The sequence below is a fragment of the Cellvibrio sp. OA-2007 genome (assembly GCF_000953825.1).
Lineage (GTDB): Bacteria > Pseudomonadota > Gammaproteobacteria > Pseudomonadales > Cellvibrionaceae > Cellvibrio.
The window spans coordinates 181,872-199,596 of record NZ_BBUL01000020.1; the positions used below are offsets into that span (position 1 = coordinate 181,872).

13 protein-coding genes are annotated in these 17,725 nt (G+C 48.0%); 5 read left to right on the forward strand and 8 right to left on the reverse strand.

The annotated features are described in order from the left end of the window. Positions 1-38: 38 nt before the first annotated feature. From mnmG to rpmH, 7 genes are all read right to left on the reverse strand, one after another. The gene (gene mnmG / locus AWU77_RS01055) at positions 39-1,949 is read right to left on the reverse strand and encodes a tRNA uridine-5-carboxymethylaminomethyl(34) synthesis enzyme MnmG (protein ID WP_062057903.1); all 1,911 of its coding nucleotides are present in this window, start codon (positions 1,947-1,949) and stop codon (positions 39-41) included. 837 nt (positions 1,950-2,786) lie between these two features. Next, on the reverse strand, positions 2,787-3,572 hold the full coding sequence (locus tag AWU77_RS01060; RefSeq protein ID WP_062057906.1) for a ParA family protein: 786 nt from the start codon (positions 3,570-3,572) through the stop codon (positions 2,787-2,789). Between the two features lie 115 nt (positions 3,573-3,687). After that, positions 3,688-5,052 (reverse strand): tRNA uridine-5-carboxymethylaminomethyl(34) synthesis GTPase MnmE, encoded by a 1,365-nt coding sequence (gene mnmE / locus AWU77_RS01065; RefSeq protein ID WP_062057909.1) that lies wholly within the window; start codon positions 5,050-5,052, stop codon positions 3,688-3,690. Positions 5,053-5,061: 9 nt separating this feature from the next. Beyond that, entirely contained in the window at positions 5,062-6,726 is a 1,665-nt protein-coding gene (gene yidC, locus AWU77_RS01070) for a membrane protein insertase YidC (RefSeq protein WP_062057912.1), read from the reverse strand. 1 nt (position 6,727) lies between these two features. Next, complete coding sequence (gene yidD / locus AWU77_RS01075) at positions 6,728-7,030, reverse strand: membrane protein insertion efficiency factor YidD (protein ID WP_062057915.1); 303 nt, start codon at positions 7,028-7,030, stop codon at positions 6,728-6,730. After that, positions 7,008-7,523: a ribonuclease P protein component gene (rnpA, locus tag AWU77_RS01080; protein WP_062057919.1), complete on the reverse strand. Its 516-nt coding sequence runs from the start codon at positions 7,521-7,523 to the stop codon at positions 7,008-7,010. Before rnpA ends, yidD begins: the two co-directional genes overlap by 23 nt. 107 nt (positions 7,524-7,630) lie before the next feature. Further along, the gene (rpmH, locus tag AWU77_RS19985; protein WP_084617888.1) at positions 7,631-7,768 is read right to left on the reverse strand and encodes a 50S ribosomal protein L34; all 138 of its coding nucleotides are present in this window, start codon (positions 7,766-7,768) and stop codon (positions 7,631-7,633) included. Between the two features lie 479 nt (positions 7,769-8,247). On the opposite strand from rpmH, the gene dnaA reads away from it, so the two are divergent. From dnaA to AWU77_RS20405, 5 genes are all read left to right on the forward strand, one after another. Beyond that, the gene (gene dnaA / locus AWU77_RS01085; protein ID WP_062057923.1) at positions 8,248-9,840 is read left to right on the forward strand and encodes a chromosomal replication initiator protein DnaA; all 1,593 of its coding nucleotides are present in this window, start codon (positions 8,248-8,250) and stop codon (positions 9,838-9,840) included. An 83-nt stretch (positions 9,841-9,923) separates the two neighbouring features. Next, positions 9,924-11,027, forward strand: a complete 1,104-nt coding sequence (gene dnaN, locus AWU77_RS01090) for a DNA polymerase III subunit beta (RefSeq protein ID WP_062057927.1) — start codon at positions 9,924-9,926, stop codon at positions 11,025-11,027. Between the two features lie 32 nt (positions 11,028-11,059). Continuing rightward, positions 11,060-12,178 carry a DNA replication/repair protein RecF gene (gene recF, locus AWU77_RS01095; protein WP_062057930.1) on the forward strand — a complete coding sequence of 373 codons (1,119 nt, stop codon included), beginning with the start codon at positions 11,060-11,062 and terminating at the stop codon, positions 12,176-12,178. 51 nt (positions 12,179-12,229) lie between these two features. Next, the gene (gyrB, locus tag AWU77_RS01100; RefSeq protein WP_062057934.1) at positions 12,230-14,650 is read left to right on the forward strand and encodes a DNA topoisomerase (ATP-hydrolyzing) subunit B; all 2,421 of its coding nucleotides are present in this window, start codon (positions 12,230-12,232) and stop codon (positions 14,648-14,650) included. Between the two features lie 195 nt (positions 14,651-14,845). Beyond that, positions 14,846-15,010, forward strand: coding sequence for a hypothetical protein (locus AWU77_RS20405; RefSeq protein WP_193747469.1), 165 nt, complete (start codon positions 14,846-14,848; stop codon positions 15,008-15,010). 46 nt (positions 15,011-15,056) lie between these two features. On the opposite strand, the gene AWU77_RS01105 is transcribed toward AWU77_RS20405, so the two are convergent. After that, positions 15,057-17,588: an alpha-amylase family glycosyl hydrolase gene (locus AWU77_RS01105; protein ID WP_202966600.1), complete on the reverse strand. Its 2,532-nt coding sequence runs from the start codon at positions 17,586-17,588 to the stop codon at positions 15,057-15,059. Between the last annotated feature and the right edge of the window lie 137 nt (positions 17,589-17,725).

Here is a 17,725-nt window from a genome sequence, read left to right on the forward strand (position 1 = left end):
TGAGTGGAGCCTAAGCGATACCCATCGATTTTTCAAAATTACGATGCCTGCTGTTCAGGTGCATCTTCCTGCAAACGTTTTAACACACCACGTTTTTTCAAATAAACCAACACCAAGGATATTGCCGCTGGGGTAATTCCAGAAATGCGCGAGGCGCGTGCCAAGGTTTGTGGCCGCGCAGCGGTCAATTTTTGTTTGACCTCGTTGGATAAACCATCCACAACCGAATAGTCAAAGTCATCCGGAATAATCGTATTTTCATACGCACGCAAACGATCTACATCTTCTTGTTGCCGCTCGATATAGCCGGAATATTTTGCTTCTATCTCAACTTGTTCAGCAGCCGCTTCATTAGCAATGGGTTCACCTTTGAGTGATGCGATATCGCCGTAAGATAATTCCGGGCGACGCAACAAATCCATCAAACTGTATTCGCGGGTCAGTTTGGTTTGGATAATCGCTTCCACTTTTTCCGCTTCAGTAGAACCGGCTTGAATCCAGGTGGAGCGCAAGCGCTCTTTTTCCAAGGCAATTTGTTCGCGTTTATCGCAGAACACTTGCCACTGCGCTTCACCAATCAAACCAAATTCGCGCGCTTGCTCAGTTAAACGCAAATCGGCATTGTCTTCGCGCAATAACAAACGGTATTCCGCGCGGCTGGTAAACATGCGGTAGGGTTCTTTAGTGCCAAGCGTAATTAAATCATCTACCAGTACGCCCACATAAGCTTGATCGCGAGTTGGGCACCAAGCCGGTTTTTCTTGCGCGCGCAGCGCCGCATTAATTCCGGCGAGCATACCTTGCGCACCCGCTTCTTCGTAACCAGTAGTGCCGTTGATTTGACCGGCAAAAAATAAGCCGCCAATTACTTTGGTTTCCAAGCTGTGTTGCAAATCTTGTGGATTAAAATAATCGTACTCAATCGCATAACCAGGGCGAAGGATGTGAGCGTTTTCAAAACCTTTCATTGAGCGCACGATTTCCAACTGCACATCAAATGGAAGGCTAGTAGAAATTCCGTTGGGATAAAGCTCGTGGGTAGTCAAACCTTCCGGCTCGATAAATACCTGATGTGAATCTTTATCCGCGAAGCGGTGAATTTTATCTTCGATCGACGGACAGTAGCGCGGACCAATTCCTTCGATCACACCCGAGTACATCGGTGAACGATCCAGATTGCGGCGAATCACATCGTGGGTTTTTTCATTGGTGTGGGTGATGTAACAACAAATTTGTTGCGGCTGCATAGCGCGATTGCCCATCACCGACATCACCGGACGCGGATCATCGCCGTATTGTTTTTCCAGCACATCAAAATTCACCGTGCGCGCATCAATACGCGGCGGCGTTCCGGTTTTTAAGCGATCAACCCGCAGCGGTAATTCACGCAAACGTTTTGATAAAGCGATCGACGGTGGATCACCGGCGCGACCGCCGGAATAATTTTGCATACCTATGTGGATAAGACCACCGAGGAAAGTACCGGCAGTCAACACCACTTGGTTGGCCATAAATTTCAGGCCCATTTGAGTGACCACACCGCGCACTTGATCATTTTCCACAATCAAGTCGTCAGCGGCTTGTTGGAAAATCCACAAATTTTCCTGATTTTCCAGCGTTTCACGAATCGCCGCTTTGTAGAGAATCCGGTCGGCCTGCGCGCGAGTTGCACGCACCGCTGGACCTTTGCGCGCATTCAGCACCCGAAATTGAATTCCGCTTTTATCGGTTGCCAGTGCCATAGCACCACCCATGGCATCGATTTCTTTTACCAGATGGCTTTTGCCAATCCCGCCAATTGCGGGATTACAAGACATTTGGCCAAGGGTTTCAATGTTGTGGGAGAGTAATAAGGTCTTGCAGCCCATACGCGCCGCAGCCAAACAGGCCTCGGTACCGGCATGGCCGCCGCCGATCACAATCACATCAAAACGATCCGGGAAAATCATCGCTTACTACCTTGCAGCAGGGCTGCATACAAATACCTTGAACAGGCTGGAGACAAAAGGGGCGACATTATAGGGCTTGTCAACGATTTGCACAAAACTTGTACAGGGATTAATCAGTATATTTTTTATGCTCTGAGCACCTAAGACTTTCTGGCCAATGGAATCCGAAATTGATTCTGAGACTGTCTGAGACATGGATGTCGAAGATAAGCCCCCATGGACGACCCACAGGGATGTGGGAAGTTTCCTGAAGCGCCGGGAGCGCGAAGGGATGGGTTCACGGCGGGTCTCAGAATTGATTTCGGATTCCATCTCTCTGAAAACTAAATATTTATCCAAAAAAAGTATTCGCGTTACAACAAAGGAAAATATTTTAAGTAATGAATATATGTGTTGTTATTTAGGTATTTAAAAGATGTTGTTATATATATAGAGCGATATCTCTGTGGATAAGCCAAAAAAATATAGGTTTTTCAATAAGTTAATATAAGGATAAGGCATTGCAAAAGCATCGCGCAAGCTGGGCTAAAGCTGCTGGGAAGCTGGATATAAAAGCCTTTGTTATACACGGAGTTGGTAAAAGCTGACTTATCCCCAAAAGCCTGCCCAGCTTTTGTCACTAAGACCCACAGGATTGTGCACATCAGCATAGGTTAATAATAAAAATTCTTGTTAAAACAGTTATTTACAGCATAAAACTCGATTTAACTGTGGATAACCTGTGTAACTGTGTGGAAAACATTGGAGATAAGTCTGTATTAAGGTTCTTTTTAGTGGAAGGTTTGTAAAATAGAGGGTATTTAAGGAAGGGAAATAGCAACGCAATAATCTTGGTGATTAAGAGGCGTTTGTAGCATCTGAATCCACATCTTCAGCTGCAGGATCATCCAACCATTGGCTGGGCGAAGCTTGTGCATCCAACCAACATAAGAGTAATTCCCAATCGTTGCGGTCCCGTTCATGGCTCTGTTGGGGGTAATCGGCAATGCCGCGACCTTCGCTATAAGCGCGCACATAGTGTTGGGTATCGCGCAACCTGGCGGGAAAAGGAATATTCAGGCTCAGTAAAAATTTTTGTAATCGTTCCCAAGCGGTGGTTTGCTGTTTTACGCGATTGGCTACTACCGCAATGGGGCGACGTTGGCGACGCATAGAGCGGGTCAGCAAGAGTTCACCGATAAAACGGGCACTCGCGCGGATATCTATATCGGAGGGCAGCACCGGCACTATGATCAGATCGTGGTTCTGGATGAGATCGTCCAATGCCGGGCCTGTCAGGCCGGGGGCGGCATCGGTAATCAGCCAGCGGGTTGATTTAGGGGCGCGCCATTGGAAGCTGCGGGTTATCCGGCTATTGAGTTCGATTTTCACGCCAAAAATATTAGGCAACTCGGGCGCGCGCGAACTGAGCCAATAACTGGCGGAACCCTGTGGATCGGCATCGACTAATACGGTTGTTTCACCGCGTTGTTGTAACCATGCGGCGAGATTGGTGCTAACAGTGGTTTTGCCTGATCCACCTTTGCCATTGATAACCAAAATCCGGCACGCCGATAGCAATTGAATAGCGACCAGAGGTTCTGCGTGGGGTTTGCTGGAATTGATCTGTGGCGGGATGCTCATTGGCTGTGTCTATACTGTTTAATTTATAAACAGTATAGACACACAATGGTGCAAATTTTTGGTGAAAACTCACATAAATGGGATATATGTGGAGTGCGACGACGTGTTAAGCCGATTATTTGCCGATACAAAAACTGCTAAAGATACGGCCTAGCAAGTCGTCCGGGGTAAATTCACCGGTAATTTCGCTCAGCGCATTCTGTGCGTGGCGCAGGTCTTCGGCGAGCAATTCACCGGCGGCATAACCTTGCAGCTGGGCTTTGCCTGAAGCGAGAAAGGTTTGGGCGCGCTCAAGTGCATCCAGATGGCGGCGGCGGGCAGTAAAACCGCTTTCTCCGCTTTCGCTAAAACCCATGATGGTTTTGAGATGGTGTTTTAAGTCGTCGATACCGGCACCGGTTGCGGCACTGATACCTATATATAGATCATCTGAATTTGATTGAAACAATCCTGCCGCTTCGCCACTTAAATCAATCTTGTTGCGTACCAGGGTGATTTTGCTGGCATCATCCTGCTTATCAACAAATTCTGGCCATATTTGACGAGGATCGGTGAGTTGGTTTTGGCGACTATCAACCAAGAGCAATACGCGGTCTGCTTGTTGGATTTCTTGCCAGGCGCGTTGGATGCCGATTTGCTCAACTTCATCCGGGCTCTCACGTAATCCGGCGGTATCGATAATGTGTAGTGGCATGCCATCGATATGAATATGTTCACGCAATACATCGCGCGTGGTGCCTTCAATACTGGTGACGATGGCGGATTCGCGCCCACTTAAGGCATTGAGCAGACTGGATTTTCCCGCATTCGGGCGGCCGGCGATAACAACTCGCATACCGTCGCGCATCAACACACCCTGACGCGCTTCTTTAAATACTTGCTGCAATTTGCTGGTGATGCCATCCAAGTCCCGCGCTACCTTGCCGTCGCTGAGAAAATCGATCTCCTCTTCAGGGAAGTCGATGGAGGCTTCAACATAAATACGCAAATGGATCAGTGCTTCTACCAGTTCATGGATGCGCTTGGAAAAGGCACCTTGCAGCGAGTGCAGGGCATTGCGCGCCGCTTGTTCGCTGGTGGCATCGATTAAATCGGCAATGGCTTCGGCTTGGGTGAGATCGAGTTTGTCATTGAGAAAGGCGCGCTCAGAAAACTCACCCGGGCGGGCGAGGCGAATCCCCAACTGGGTAATTTCGCGCAGGAGTAGATCGAGAATAACCGGGCCGCCATGGCCTTGCAGTTCAAGGACATCTTCACCGGTAAAGGAATTGGGGCCGGGAAAGAACAGGGCGATACCCTGATCCAGCACCTCACCAGCGCGATTGTTGAAATCGCAATAATGGGCGTGGCGCGGTTGGAGATTAATAGAAAGAAGACTTTCAGCCACAAGTCTGGCTTTGGCACCAGAGACGCGGACTATGCCGACCCCACCGCGGCCAGTGGCGGTGGCGATGGCGGCGATGGTGTCGGTAATGATCATAGTCGTAACTTATTTAGCGGCAGGTTCGGCGTCGATTTGTTTGGTAATAATGTACTGCTGCAAAATCGACAAGCTGTTGTTGGTAACCCAGTAAAGTACCAGACCGGCGGGGAACCAGAGGAACATAAAGGTGAAGACCAAGGGCAGCATTTGCATAATGCGCGCCTGCATTGGGTCAGTCGGTTGCGGGTTTAACTTCTGCATAAAAAACATAGTAATACCGTAGATGACCGGCAATACAAAGTAGGGGTCTTTTACCGACAGATCCATAATCCAGCCAAAGAAAGGTGAATGGCGCAGTTCCACCGATTCCATCAATACATAATAAAGTGCGAGGAATACCGGCATTTGGATCAGCAGCGGTAAACAACCACCAAACGGATTCACCTTTTCAGTTTTGTACATCTTCATCATTTCTTGTGAGAGCTTTTGGCGATCATCGCCCAAACGCTCTTTCAACTCAGCCATCTTCGGCGCTAACTTACGCATTTTCGCCATGGATTTATAGCTAGTTGCTGACAATTTGAAGAACAGCAGTTTTACGCAGAGGGTCAGGCCGATAATCGCCAAGCCCCAGTTGCCCACCAGATTGTGGATAAATTTCAGCACCCAAAACAGTGGTTTAGCCACCCACCAGAGCCAGCCGTAGTCTACGGTCAGGTCGAGGTAGGGAGAGATCTGTTCCAAGCGCTCGGTATCTTTTGGACCGGCGTAAAAACTGGCCGAAATAGTGCCTTGGGTACCGGCAGCGACTTCATTAACTTTGCCGGTAAAACCCAGCAAATACAGGTCATTGTCGCCTAACTTGCGCAAGTGATAGGTGTTCTGACTGTCTGCATCTGGAATCCAGGCGCTGATAAAGTAATGTTGCACCATCGCGACCCAACCGCCCTGCACACCAATTTTTTCCTCTTTTTCGGCCAGATGAGCAAAGGTGATTTTTTTGTATTTGTCATCTGGTGTAGTAATCGCTGCACCCAGGAACGGGTTCATTTCCAAGGCGCTGACTTTGACGAAGTTTTGGCTATCGCGTTTGATTTGGCCATAGAGTTGAGCAGACCAATTATTAGCACTTTGGTTATCGATCAGGTATTCGATATTGATCAGGTAATCGCCGCGGGTAAAGGTGAAACGCTTGGTAATTTTGACATCACCCTGTGCCATAGTCAGATCAACTACTAATTGGTTTTCACTTTCTGCGAGAGTGTAAGTCGTTTTTTCGCTGCTAAATAAAGGGCGACCTTGGGTGGTATCTGTGCCATTGGCGCCGATTAACCCGCTTTGTGCGAGATAAGTGTGGTGGTCGCGGTTATCGAGCAGAACAAAGGGTTGATCTGGTGTATTTAACTTGAGGAAATGACGCGGCAGTGCCAATTGCACTATATCGCCACCCAAAGGATTGATAGTGAGATCAAAACTGTCAGTTTTTACCGAAATCAACTGGTTTGAAGCGATAGTTGTTTTTTCCGCTTCCGACAAACTGTTGGCCGCGACGGGAATTTCGCTGTTAGCAACAGAGGTTGTCGCTGGAATAGCCCCATTATTGGTTGGCGCTGTTTGTGTAGCCACCGTAGTTGATGTGGGAAGTTTTTCCTGAAATTCATGCCAGCGAATAACTAACATCAACAAGGTAGCGAGAATTGCTGCAATTAATAGGTTTTTTTGCCAATCCATCTTAATGACTGCCATCAGTAGTGTGTGAATGAATAGAAGAACAACAACTTTTTTTCAATTCCGGTACCGGATCCAAGCCGCCTTCATGCCAAGGGTGGCATTTTAATAAGCGCCGCAGGGTTAGATAAGACCCTATAAAAAATCCGTGCCGCACAATTGCCTCTTCCGAATAATGTGAGCAGCTGGGATAGAAGCGGCATTGGTTGCCGATCCAGGGGCTCAATAAGTAGCGATAGCCGTGCAGCAATTTCACTGCCAGCCAGATCAAGCCGGAATGCGCGCTATTGATCAGTCGCTTTAGCATCTGTATCCGCCTTTGATTCCACCCCTTGAGTTTGCGCCTGCGATGTTAACCGATGATGGCGCACTTTTTTGAAAATTCGCTGCCATTGTTGATTTAATTGCTGGGTAAACTCGCTGCTGGACAAACTATCCATGCCTTTGCGCGATAAGACCACAATATCCAGCCCGGCTAATTCTTGTTGCTGCAGACGGAAACTCTCGCGGATCAAGCGTTTCATGCGGTTGCGTTCAACGGCCAGTTTCATGTGTTTTTTGGCCATCACCAAACCCAAGCGTGGTTGTGTTTGCTGGTTGAGGCGGGCGAGGATTAAAAAATACTGGTGCGAGGCGCGAAACGGCGCATTATCAAACACAGGTTTGAAATCAGCGGCACAAAGTAAACGCAGGGATTTGGTAAAACGGAAGGATGCGGTGTTAGAACCTGGACCAAAGCGGGAATCGCTCTGGGGTTGATTCGAACTAGCAGACTGTTGAAATTCTATTTTGGCTGGCATATGTGCGCTAAAAATAGTCTAGGAATGACCGTTATCGACTACTTTCGTCTCACGTTTGCCAATAACAAATTTCAACAAACTGCTAGTGAACCAAGAATCGAGATCAATTAAACGCGAGTCAACTCGGCACGGCCTTTGGCGCGACGACGAGCCAATACCAAACGACCACCTTTAGTAGCCATACGAGCACGGAAACCGTGGTTGCGAACGCGTTTCAGATTGCTGGGTTGGAATGTTCTTTTCATGATAAACCTGTTAAAAATCCTGAGTTAATTCACACGGCGTGCGAAAAGAGGCGGGATTCTAAAGAATGCGGCCGCCTAAAGCAAATTTATTTGAGCAAATAATCTACAAAACCGGGGAAATTTGACTGCACACATCTTCTACCAGCTTTCCCCCAGTTAATTAAGATGTTATCAACAGTGTTATCCACAGATTTAGCGTTTTATTCCTTATGTTTATCGGTTTTTAAGGTGCTCAGTTAAGCTCCTCACCATAGCGTAACTAATTGAATCTTAATGGCTAAGTTTTAGTCCATTAAATTAAATTTGGTTTTTGTTGTGGATAACTCTGGGGGGCGAGAGTAGACTTGGCTCCCCCTGCATAAACCTGTGTTGGTTATTCTTGTTAGAGTCGATTAACAGCGGCAGGTTTTGGTTTTTATTTCTGTTTATCAATACATCAATAAACAATAATCGCAATCTGCGTTTCGGGAGTTTTGGTTTTGCTGCAATCGATTTGGAAATTATGTGCCGCCAGTTTGCAGGATGAATTGCCTTCGCAGCAGTTCAATACCTGGATTCGGCCATTGCAAATCGATGAGTCAGCCTCACCTCAGGAATTGCGTTTGTTGGCGCCGAACCGGTTTATTTGCGATTGGGTGGCAGAAAAGTTTCTCAATCGCATCCGCGAGCTGGCCAGTCACTATCATCAAGATAATAGTCTGCAAGTGGCTGTGGGGGTTGCACCGCGCCCGGCAACTGGTTTTCAAGCGGCATCAGTCAACTCCCAATCAATAGCACCCAAACAATTTGCGCCAAAATATGAGCCTGCTGCTGCAGAGGGAAGTTCAGCCCAGCCAGAACAGCATGTGCGCGAGGATAATCTGGCGTTTGGCAGTAAAAATACAGAGCCTGAACAGGCTAGTGATGGCTATATAAATTCTCCTAATAGAGCTAATAAACCAGCTAAAATCGTCGAATATGATGCTAAATCACGGGATATTATTGTAGAAAGCAGCAGTTTTGATAGCACTCGTGTAACGCCCGAGTTGGAAGTGGAGGGTGGCCTCAAACACAGTAATTATTTAAATGTCTCATCGACCTTCGCTACTTTTGTGGAAGGTAAGTCGAACCAATTAGGTCTGGCTGCAGCGCGTCAGGTAGCGGAAAATCCGGGTGGCGCTTATAACCCCCTCTTTATCTACGGTGGGGTAGGTTTGGGTAAAACCCACTTGATGCAGGCGGTGGGCAATGCCATGGTGGCACGCAACCCCAATGCCAAAGTTGTCTATCTGCACTCCGAGCGGTTTGTGGCAGATATGGTAAAAGCGCTGCAGTTGAACGCAATCAATGATTTCAAACGCTATTACCGGTCGATGGATGCGTTGCTTATCGACGATATTCAATTTTTTGCCGGTAAAGAGCGCTCGCAAGAAGAGTTTTTTCACACCTTTAATTCACTGCTGGAAGGCGGCCGCCAAATTATCCTGACCTGTGACCGTTTTCCTAAAGAAATCAATGGCTTAGAAGAGCGGTTGAAATCCCGTTTTGGCTGGGGCTTAACGGTAGCAGTGGAGCCGCCAGAGCTGGAAACGCGGGTGGCGATTTTGATGAAAAAGGCGGAGCAGGTGAATATCGATTTACCACACGACGCCGCATTTTTTATCGCCCAGCGTATTCGCGCTAACGTGCGCGACCTTGAAGGCGCTTTGAAGCGGGTAATCGCCAGCGCTAATTTTACCGGTCGGCCCATCGATGTCGAACTGGTGCGTGAAGCCTTAAAAGACTTGTTGGCGCTGCAGGATAAACAGGTCGGTATTGATAATATCCAGCGGGTAGTCTGTGAATATTACAAAATCAAAATGAACGACATGATTTCCAAGCGTCGCAGTCGTTCAGTGGCGCGCCCGCGCCAGGTGGCTATGGCCTTGGCCAAAGAATTGACCAATCACAGTCTGCCGGAAATTGGTGAAGCATTTGGCGGCCGCGACCACACTACGGTGCTGCACGCTTGCCGCAAAATTAAGGAATTACAGGAAGAGACCGCAGATATCCGCGAGGATATGAAAAACTTGCTGCGTTCGCTGACAACTTGATTTATAAACACTGTTGTTTTGTGCTTGATCCAGTAGAGATAAAAACGCAATAAGTCCCGGAAGATTACCTAAGAGACCATCACATGAAATTTGTCGTATCCCGCGAAGCCTTGCTCAAACCCTTACAACTGGTAGCTGGTGTGGTGGAGCGTCGTCAAACGCTGCCGGTGTTGTCCAATGTATTGATTCAATTGAATGATGATCAACTCTCGCTCACCGGTACGGATCTTGAGGTAGAGATTGTCGGGCGCATCACACTGGAGCAAGCCGGAGTATCGGGCGAAATTACAGTTCCGGCACGTAAGTTGGTAGATATCTGCAGATCCCTGCCTGATGGCAGCAATATTGAGTTTTTTCTCGAAGAAAACCGCATTATGGTCAAATCTGGCCGCAGCCGGTTTACTCTTTCTACTTTACCTGCTGCCGATTTTCCTAATGTTGAAGATACACCGGGCAATTTACGTTTTAGCTGCGCGCAACAAGAAGTTAAACGCCTGATTGAACGCACAGCGTTTGCTATGGCACAGCAGGATGTTCGCTACTACTTGAATGGTATGTTGTGGGAAGTACGCCAGGATCAATTGCGTGTAGTGGCTACCGATGGTCACCGTATGGCGATGTGTACACGCGCAGTTGCGGTAAATACCGCAGACGTTATTCAGGCTATTTTGCCACGTAAAGGTGTATTGGAATTATCGCGTCTGCTGGATGATTCTACCGCCCAGGTTGAAGTAGTACTGAGTTCTAATCATATTCGTGTCACCTCAATGGATTACACCTTCACCTCCAAGTTGGTCGATGGCAAATTCCCCGAATACGAGCGTGTGTTGCCTCGCGGTGGTAATAAGGTGGTGATTGGTTCGCGCCTTGAATTGAAACAAGCCTTTGGCCGCACGGCAATCTTATCCAATGAAAAGTATCGCGGTGTACGTTTGTTGCTGTCCGATGGTAGCTTGACCATAGTGGCTAACAACCCAGAGCAAGAAGAAGCTGAAGAACAGGTCACCGTGGATTACACAGGTGAATCTCTGGAAGTAGGTTTTAACGTGAGCTATTTGCAGGATGTTACCAACGTTATCAGCAATGATAATGTGAAGATTACCCTGTCAGATGCTAACTCCAGTGCTCTGTTAGAAGAACCGGAAAACAGCGATTCCCTCTATGTAGTAATGCCGATGCGCCTGTAAGGGTGCATTGGTAGAACAGTCTTGTTGGTCGTATGACCTTAAAACGTCTATTTATTCAAAACCTGCGCAATCTGGAAGGGGTGGATATCACACCTTCGCTGCAGGTGAATCTTATCTACGGTGAAAATGGCTCTGGTAAAACCAGTGTACTGGAAGCTATCAATCTACTTGCCCTTGGTCGTTCCTTTCGCAGTCATAAACACAAACCGCTTATCAATCACCAACAATCCTCGTTTACGGTGTTTGGCCGTGTGCATACAGATGATGAATCTGATGTGCCGATTGGTATTAGTCGCCATATGGATGGTGAAGCGAGTTTTAAAGCGAATGGAGTCTTGGTGCCATCGGCGGCTGATCTTGCTGCCTATCTGCCAGTTCAGGTCATTAATTCCGATACCTTTCTATTGTTGGAAGGTAGCCCTAAGGTTCGGCGGCAGTTTATCGATTGGTTAGTGTTTCACGTGGAACCTAATTTCTTCCCAGCTTGGAAAGCCATTCAACGCTGCTTGAAACACCGCAATAGCCTGCTGCGGCGTGATAGAATAGACCCCTTTGAATTAGCGCCCTGGGATAAAGAACTAGTAGATTTGACCAATAAAATCCACGAGTTTCGCACCCAGTGTATGGCGCATTTCAATGAAACCTTTGCTGTGTTGCTGAAAGAATTTATCAACATTGACGGTATAGCACTTGGTTATTATCGCGGCTGGGATAAAGACAAAGCCTATACCGATGTTCTTGCTGACAGCCTTGAACGTGATAAACGCCAAGGATATACCCATGCCGGTAGTCACAGGGCAGATTTAAAAATAACAGTGAATGGCTTGGATGCCGCAGAAGTTCTTTCGCGCGGGCAACAAAAGCTACTCGTATGTGCACTCAAAATTGCTCAGGGCTATGTATTTACCCGAATTACCGGGCGAAAATCGATTTATTTAGTGGACGATTTACCCGCTGAATTAGATGAAAAGCACCGTGCACTATTAGTTCATTGGTTGGATACCATGAATACTCAGGTATTTATTACCGGGGTTGATTCAGAAACCCTGTTATCCAGCTGGCGTGATAAGACCAAAATTACCCCTAAAATGTTCCACGTGGAACAGGGCAGGGTGACTGAGGTGGTTAATTCCTCTGTTATCGCCCAATAGATTATGCGCAACCAGCTTGGTTGCTACTGAACAAAAAAGCGGAGAAATGCTATGTCAGAAGAGAATGTTTACGACTCGTCCAGTATTAAAGTCCTTAAGGGCTTGGATGCGGTGCGTAAGCGCCCAGGGATGTACATTGGCGACACCGACGATGGCTCAGGTTTGCATCATATGGTGTTTGAAGTCGTGGATAACTCTATCGACGAAGCGCTGGCTGGCCACTGTGATGAAGTGCGTGTAGTCATTCATCCAGATGAAACTGTCTCTGTCTCTGACAATGGCCGTGGTATCCCTACTGAAATGCACGAAGAGGGTGTATCCGCCGCTGAAGTTATCATGACCGTTCTCCATGCCGGTGGTAAGTTCGATGACAATACTTACAAGGTATCTGGCGGCTTGCATGGTGTGGGCGTATCGGTAGTAAACGCTTTGTCTGAGTGGTTGAAACTGACTATTCGCCGTGGTGGCAAGATTCATGAGCAGATTTATCGTCACGGTGTACCCGATGCACCACTTGCGGTGGTGGGCGATTCAGCCACTACCGGTACTGAAATTCACTTCAAACCTTCCGCTGAAACCTTTACCAATATTGAATTTCACTTCGAATTATTGGCTAAACGCCTGCGTGAACTGTCATTCTTGAACTCTGGCGTGCGCATTGTTTTGAAAGATGAGCGCTCAGCAAAAGAAGAGGTTTACCAATACGAAGGTGGTTTGCGCGCGTTTGTAGAGCATTTGAATAAAAACAAAACCACCATTAATAAGATGGTGCACTTTGTTTCGCTCAAGCGTGACGATGGCATCGGCGTAGAAGTCGCCTTGCAGTGGAACGATTCCTTTCAGGAAAACCTGTTCTGCTACACCAATAATATCCCGCAGCGCGACGGTGGAACCCACTTGGCTGGCTTCCGTGCTGCGCTCACCCGGGGTTTGAATACTTATATCGAGAAAGAAGGTATCGCCAAAAACGCCAAAGTCGCCACTACGGGTGACGATGCCCGTGAAGGTCTGACGGCGATTATCTCGGTTAAAGTGCCCGATCCTAAATTCTCCAGCCAAACCAAAGACAAGCTGGTCTCTTCGGAAGTGAAAACTGCCGTAGAACAGGAGATGAATGAACACTTTGGCGCTTACCTGTTGGAAAACCCGCAGGAAGCCAAGTCGATTGTGGGCAAGATGATCGATGCCGCCCGCGCCCGTGAAGCCGCGCGTAAAGCCCGTGAAATGACTCGCCGTAAAGGCGCATTGGACATTGCTGGTTTGCCCGGCAAGTTGGCAGACTGTCAGGAAAAAGATCCGGCGCTGTCTGAACTTTACCTGGTGGAGGGTGATTCTGCGGGTGGTTCAGCCAAACAAGGCCGCGCGCGGAAGACTCAGGCTATTCTGCCGCTCAAGGGTAAGATCCTCAACGTGGAAAAAGCCCGTTTCGATAAGATGCTGTCATCGGCTGAAGTCGGCACGCTGATTACCGCACTCGGCTGTGGTATCGGCAAAGAGGATTACAATCCGGAAAAACTGCGCTATCACAGCATCATCATTATGACGGACGCCGACGTCGACGGTTCGCATATCCGTACCCTGTTATTGACCTTCTTCTTCCGCCAGATGCGCGAGCTGATTGAGCGTGGCCACATTTATATCGCTCAGCCACCGTTGTATAAAATCGCCAAAGGCAAACAAGAACAGTATCTGAAAGACGAAGCGGCGATGACCGAGTTCCTCACCCAAGCCGCCTTGGAAGATGCCAGCTTGCACGTTAACCCTAGCGCCCCGCCGATTGCCGGTGAAGCCTTGGAAAAACTGGTGTATGAATACCGCAAGGTAATGGCGACGATTGATCGTTTGTCGCGTTTGTATCCGGCTGATGTACTGGAAAAGATGATTTATTTGCCGGCGGTTCGCCCTGAGCACTTGGCCGATCAAGGCCATATGCAACAGTGGTGTGACCAGATGGCAGCACACTTCAGTATCGATGCCCGCGCCGGTAGCCAGCGCTATATCATCACCGTGCGTGAAGATACTGAGCGCCATCTGTTTATGCCGCAGGTAGAGATTACCGCCCATGGTATCGCTACACCTTATCCATTCACTCGCGATTTCTTCGCCTCGGGTGAATATGCCTCGATCGTTTCCTTGGGTGAAAAGCTGGAAAGCCTGATCGAAGAGGGCGCCTATATTCAGCGCGGCGAGCGTAAACAACCGCTGTTCAAGTTCGCCGAAGGCTTGGAATGGCTGATGAAAGAGTCGCGTAAAGGCTACAACATCCAGCGCTATAAAGGTCTGGGTGAGATGAACCCGGAACAATTGTGGGATACCACCATGAATCCGGAAACTCGCCGTATGCTGCGGGTGACTATTCAGGATGCAATTGCCGCCGATCAAATCTTTACCTGTTTGATGGGTGATAACGTGGAACCGCGCCGCGAATTTATCGAGACTAATGCACTTGCAGTAGCTAACCTTGATATATAAAAACTATTAATTTTTATATATTAATAGTTTTGATATCTATAAATAAAAGGCCGAATTCAAGTGAATTCGGCCTTTTATATTCAGAAATGAAATAAAAAATCTTGTTAAATTTCTAAATATCCAATTTTGACTGGTCTATACTCAGGACGTAGTGAGTAGTTTGGATGAGATTAACTGTGTAGCGAGATGACTTTAATGATCACTGAAAAAAAAGCACCCAAGGTATTGTTAACCCAAATTGAAGATGCACTTGAAGAGCGTCAGCGCCAAGATCGACGCCAATACCACGAGGGAATCCCGCAGGACGTACCTCATGAACGGCGCAAAAATGATCGCCGCGAGCGCAAGGCGAGCAAATAAATCGCAATCATAAAAGGGGCTACAAGCCCCTTTATTACGTCTTCTATTAACGCAGATAGGTTCCGGTAGTACCTATCTTGCCGGGTCCATTAAGCACATATATTCCCGCCGAATAACTGGCCACAATAAAACTGATGGTGCCATTAGTTACCGTTAGGGTATTTCCGGTCACTGCGTCCTTATAGGTGCCGTTTTTCACACCGCTGAGACTGATGGACTGGGCGCTGGACGATGCCAGCCCGACAACTGCATAGCTGCCTTCGCTGGATAGATCCCGCACAAAACTCATTCCTGCGCCCCATTCGTTCACCTGCGTACTTGGTGCTTTTTGCAGGGCTGGGATGGCACTGCGAATCTGATTCAGGCGTTTGATGTGCTGGTAGAGCGGATGGCTCTGGGTTGTTGCCAGATTATCCAGATAGGCGCCAAAGTAGGCGCGACCGGTCTGATCTATGGTATCGCTATTGCCAGCGATATCTTGCGGTAGCCCGGCTTGGAACATGACTTCTTCCCCATAATAGAGGGTGGGAATACCGCGATTGGTCCAGAGCAGGTTGTAGACCATAGCGGCATTAGCCATTTCGCCGCCATAGCGATATTTAAAATCGTTATCCGGGCCCACATCGTGGTTTTGGAAAAAGGTTACCAGTTTGGTGGCATCGCCATAGACCCAATCCATCGCCATTACCCCGCCGATACCACCGAAATTGCCGCGTGTGACGTTATCGCGGAAAGTGGAAAAGACCGAGAAATCCAGCACCGAAAAGCCAGAGTCGCCACCTGCACGCGGGTCGGCAGGATTGTTGGTAGTGCGTGTGTACCACCAGGGGCGGATAACAGCGCTGGCGTTATCGTTGGCAATCTCTGAACCAAAACCCGTGCCTTTGACCAGATTTTCACCAAACACAAACAAACCAGGCTTATGCGCCTTCCATGTATTGACGTAGCTGAGCAGTTCATTGCGTTCGATATGTTTCACAGTATCCAAGCGGATCGCATCAACGCCCATGTCCAAATACATCTTCATCGCGCCGTTGAGGTAGTCCTTCACATTCTGCCGTTCAGTGGCCAGATCTATAGTGTCGCCCGCCATATGTTTGCGCTGCAGCGCCAGTGGGTTTTCCCAGTCACCACCGGACATAAATCCATCCAGGTGATACCAGTTGGGGTCGAGAGTGGCGGCATCTATGCCGAAGAAGCGATTGGCGTCATAACCTGCTTTGGGTACCGAAACACCGGTCTTTGGATCTACCAGAGGCACAGTGCCGTTGGCATCGGAAGTATGGCGATCCTTAAACCATTGGGGTGCGACTGAGTTGTCGTTATCATCGCGGAACGCGCGCTTATAATCGCCTAAATTACCAAGATAAGGCCCATTGACTATATTGCCTTGAACCCCGCCAGCTGGCACATAGTATTTGATCGGTAGATGGTCTATCCAGACCGCATTGCGCAGGCCGTATTGGCTGGAGTGATTGATCACCACATCCTGAATAACCTTCAAACCCTTGGCGTGGGCGGCATCAATAAAATTCTTATAGCTGGTATCGGGTGACTCCAGGCGCGGATCTACCTTATAAAAATCGTAGGCATGGTAGCCGTGATAATCCAGCCCCGAGCGATTCTCCACCGGCGGCGTTACCCAAATCGCGGTGAAACCCAGATCCTTGATGTAATCCAGTTTTTGGATCAAGCCTTTAAAATCGCCGCGCCAGTGAGGATCGCCCGCTTTATAGCGATCGCGGTTGTAATAGTTATTGCTGGAATCGCCATCGTAAAAGCGTGCAGTCAGCAAAAAGTAAATGGTCTCCTTGCGGAAGTCACTATTCACAATACCAATACTGGAGCTTGTAGCGCTGCTCGCCAGACTGGAACTCACTAATGAACTAGATGATGATATTGGCGATGAAATGGAACTGCCACTAGAAAAACTACTTGAAGCGGCGGATGTGGTGACGGGAGTTAGGGTGTAAGCCAGCGTAGCATCATTTACTTGCACGCGATAAGTACCCACCAGACTGGTGAAAATATCGCTGCCGTTTTGATTCAATATTCCATCGTTATTGCTATCGCCATAATTCACCGACCAGTTAGTAGTAGTATCAAATTTAAAGCGCTGATTTGCTTGTCCATTCAATAAAATTTCTGTTGACCAAATATTATTGGCCACCAAGGTCATTGGTGTTGTTGTCCAATTGTTTGCTGTACCGCGAAAATTCAGTGCCGAAAAATTTTTAGCAAAACCAACAGAGTCGCAGCTGCTTACAGATTGCAGCGCGATGCTTTTGGTAATGGAATTAAAAGTGATTTTGTAAGATTGGTTGGCGGCAACAGGGTAATCATTAGCGGGATAACTCTCGCTCCAATTGCCGGTGCGATCAATTTTAAAACGCGGGTTAGTAGTGGCGGCACCGAAACTCTGACAGCTAGTAAATTCGCTAGCACTCACAGCAGTCATCGCCGTGCTGCTCCAATTGTTAGGTGTGCCGCGAAAAAACCAATCGGCATAACTCAGTTGGCTGAACAGCAGCGCGCCAGTGGCAGCCAGTTTAATGGCGCCAGATAGGGATAGATTCATAAAATCCTCATTGGGTTGTGAATTATTGTTGTAACTTATGAGTAAACGCAGACAGCAACTGCCGTCTATTGAAGGGCTTAAACTGCAAGCAGGGAAATCACAATTATTGTTGTTATAGGTCGGACAGGGGGAAGTCC

Bases quoted from the DNA above. Each gene is read 5' to 3' on its own strand.
- dnaN (WP_062057927.1), top strand. From the start codon at position 9,924: ATGAAATTTGTCGTATCCCGCGAAGCCTTGCTCAAACCCTTACAACTG.
- recF (WP_062057930.1), top strand. From the start codon at position 11,060: ATGACCTTAAAACGTCTATTTATTCAAAACCTGCGCAATCTGGAAGGG.
- AWU77_RS01105 (WP_202966600.1), bottom strand. From the start codon at position 17,588: ATGAATCTATCCCTATCTGGCGCCATTAAACTGGCTGCCACTGGCGCG.
- AWU77_RS01060 (WP_062057906.1), bottom strand. From the start codon at position 3,572: ATGAGCATCCCGCCACAGATCAATTCCAGCAAACCCCACGCAGAACCT.
- rpmH (WP_084617888.1), bottom strand. From the start codon at position 7,768: ATGAAAAGAACATTCCAACCCAGCAATCTGAAACGCGTTCGCAACCAC.
- yidD (WP_062057915.1), bottom strand. From the start codon at position 7,030: ATGCTAAAGCGACTGATCAATAGCGCGCATTCCGGCTTGATCTGGCTG.
- mnmG (WP_062057903.1), bottom strand. From the start codon at position 1,949: ATGATTTTCCCGGATCGTTTTGATGTGATTGTGATCGGCGGCGGCCAT.
- mnmE (WP_062057909.1), bottom strand. From the start codon at position 5,052: ATGATCATTACCGACACCATCGCCGCCATCGCCACCGCCACTGGCCGC.
- gyrB (WP_062057934.1), top strand. From the start codon at position 12,230: ATGTCAGAAGAGAATGTTTACGACTCGTCCAGTATTAAAGTCCTTAAG.
- yidC (WP_062057912.1), bottom strand. From the start codon at position 6,726: ATGGATTGGCAAAAAAACCTATTAATTGCAGCAATTCTCGCTACCTTG.
- AWU77_RS20405 (WP_193747469.1), top strand. From the start codon at position 14,846: ATGATCACTGAAAAAAAAGCACCCAAGGTATTGTTAACCCAAATTGAA.
- rnpA (WP_062057919.1), bottom strand. From the start codon at position 7,523: ATGCCAGCCAAAATAGAATTTCAACAGTCTGCTAGTTCGAATCAACCC.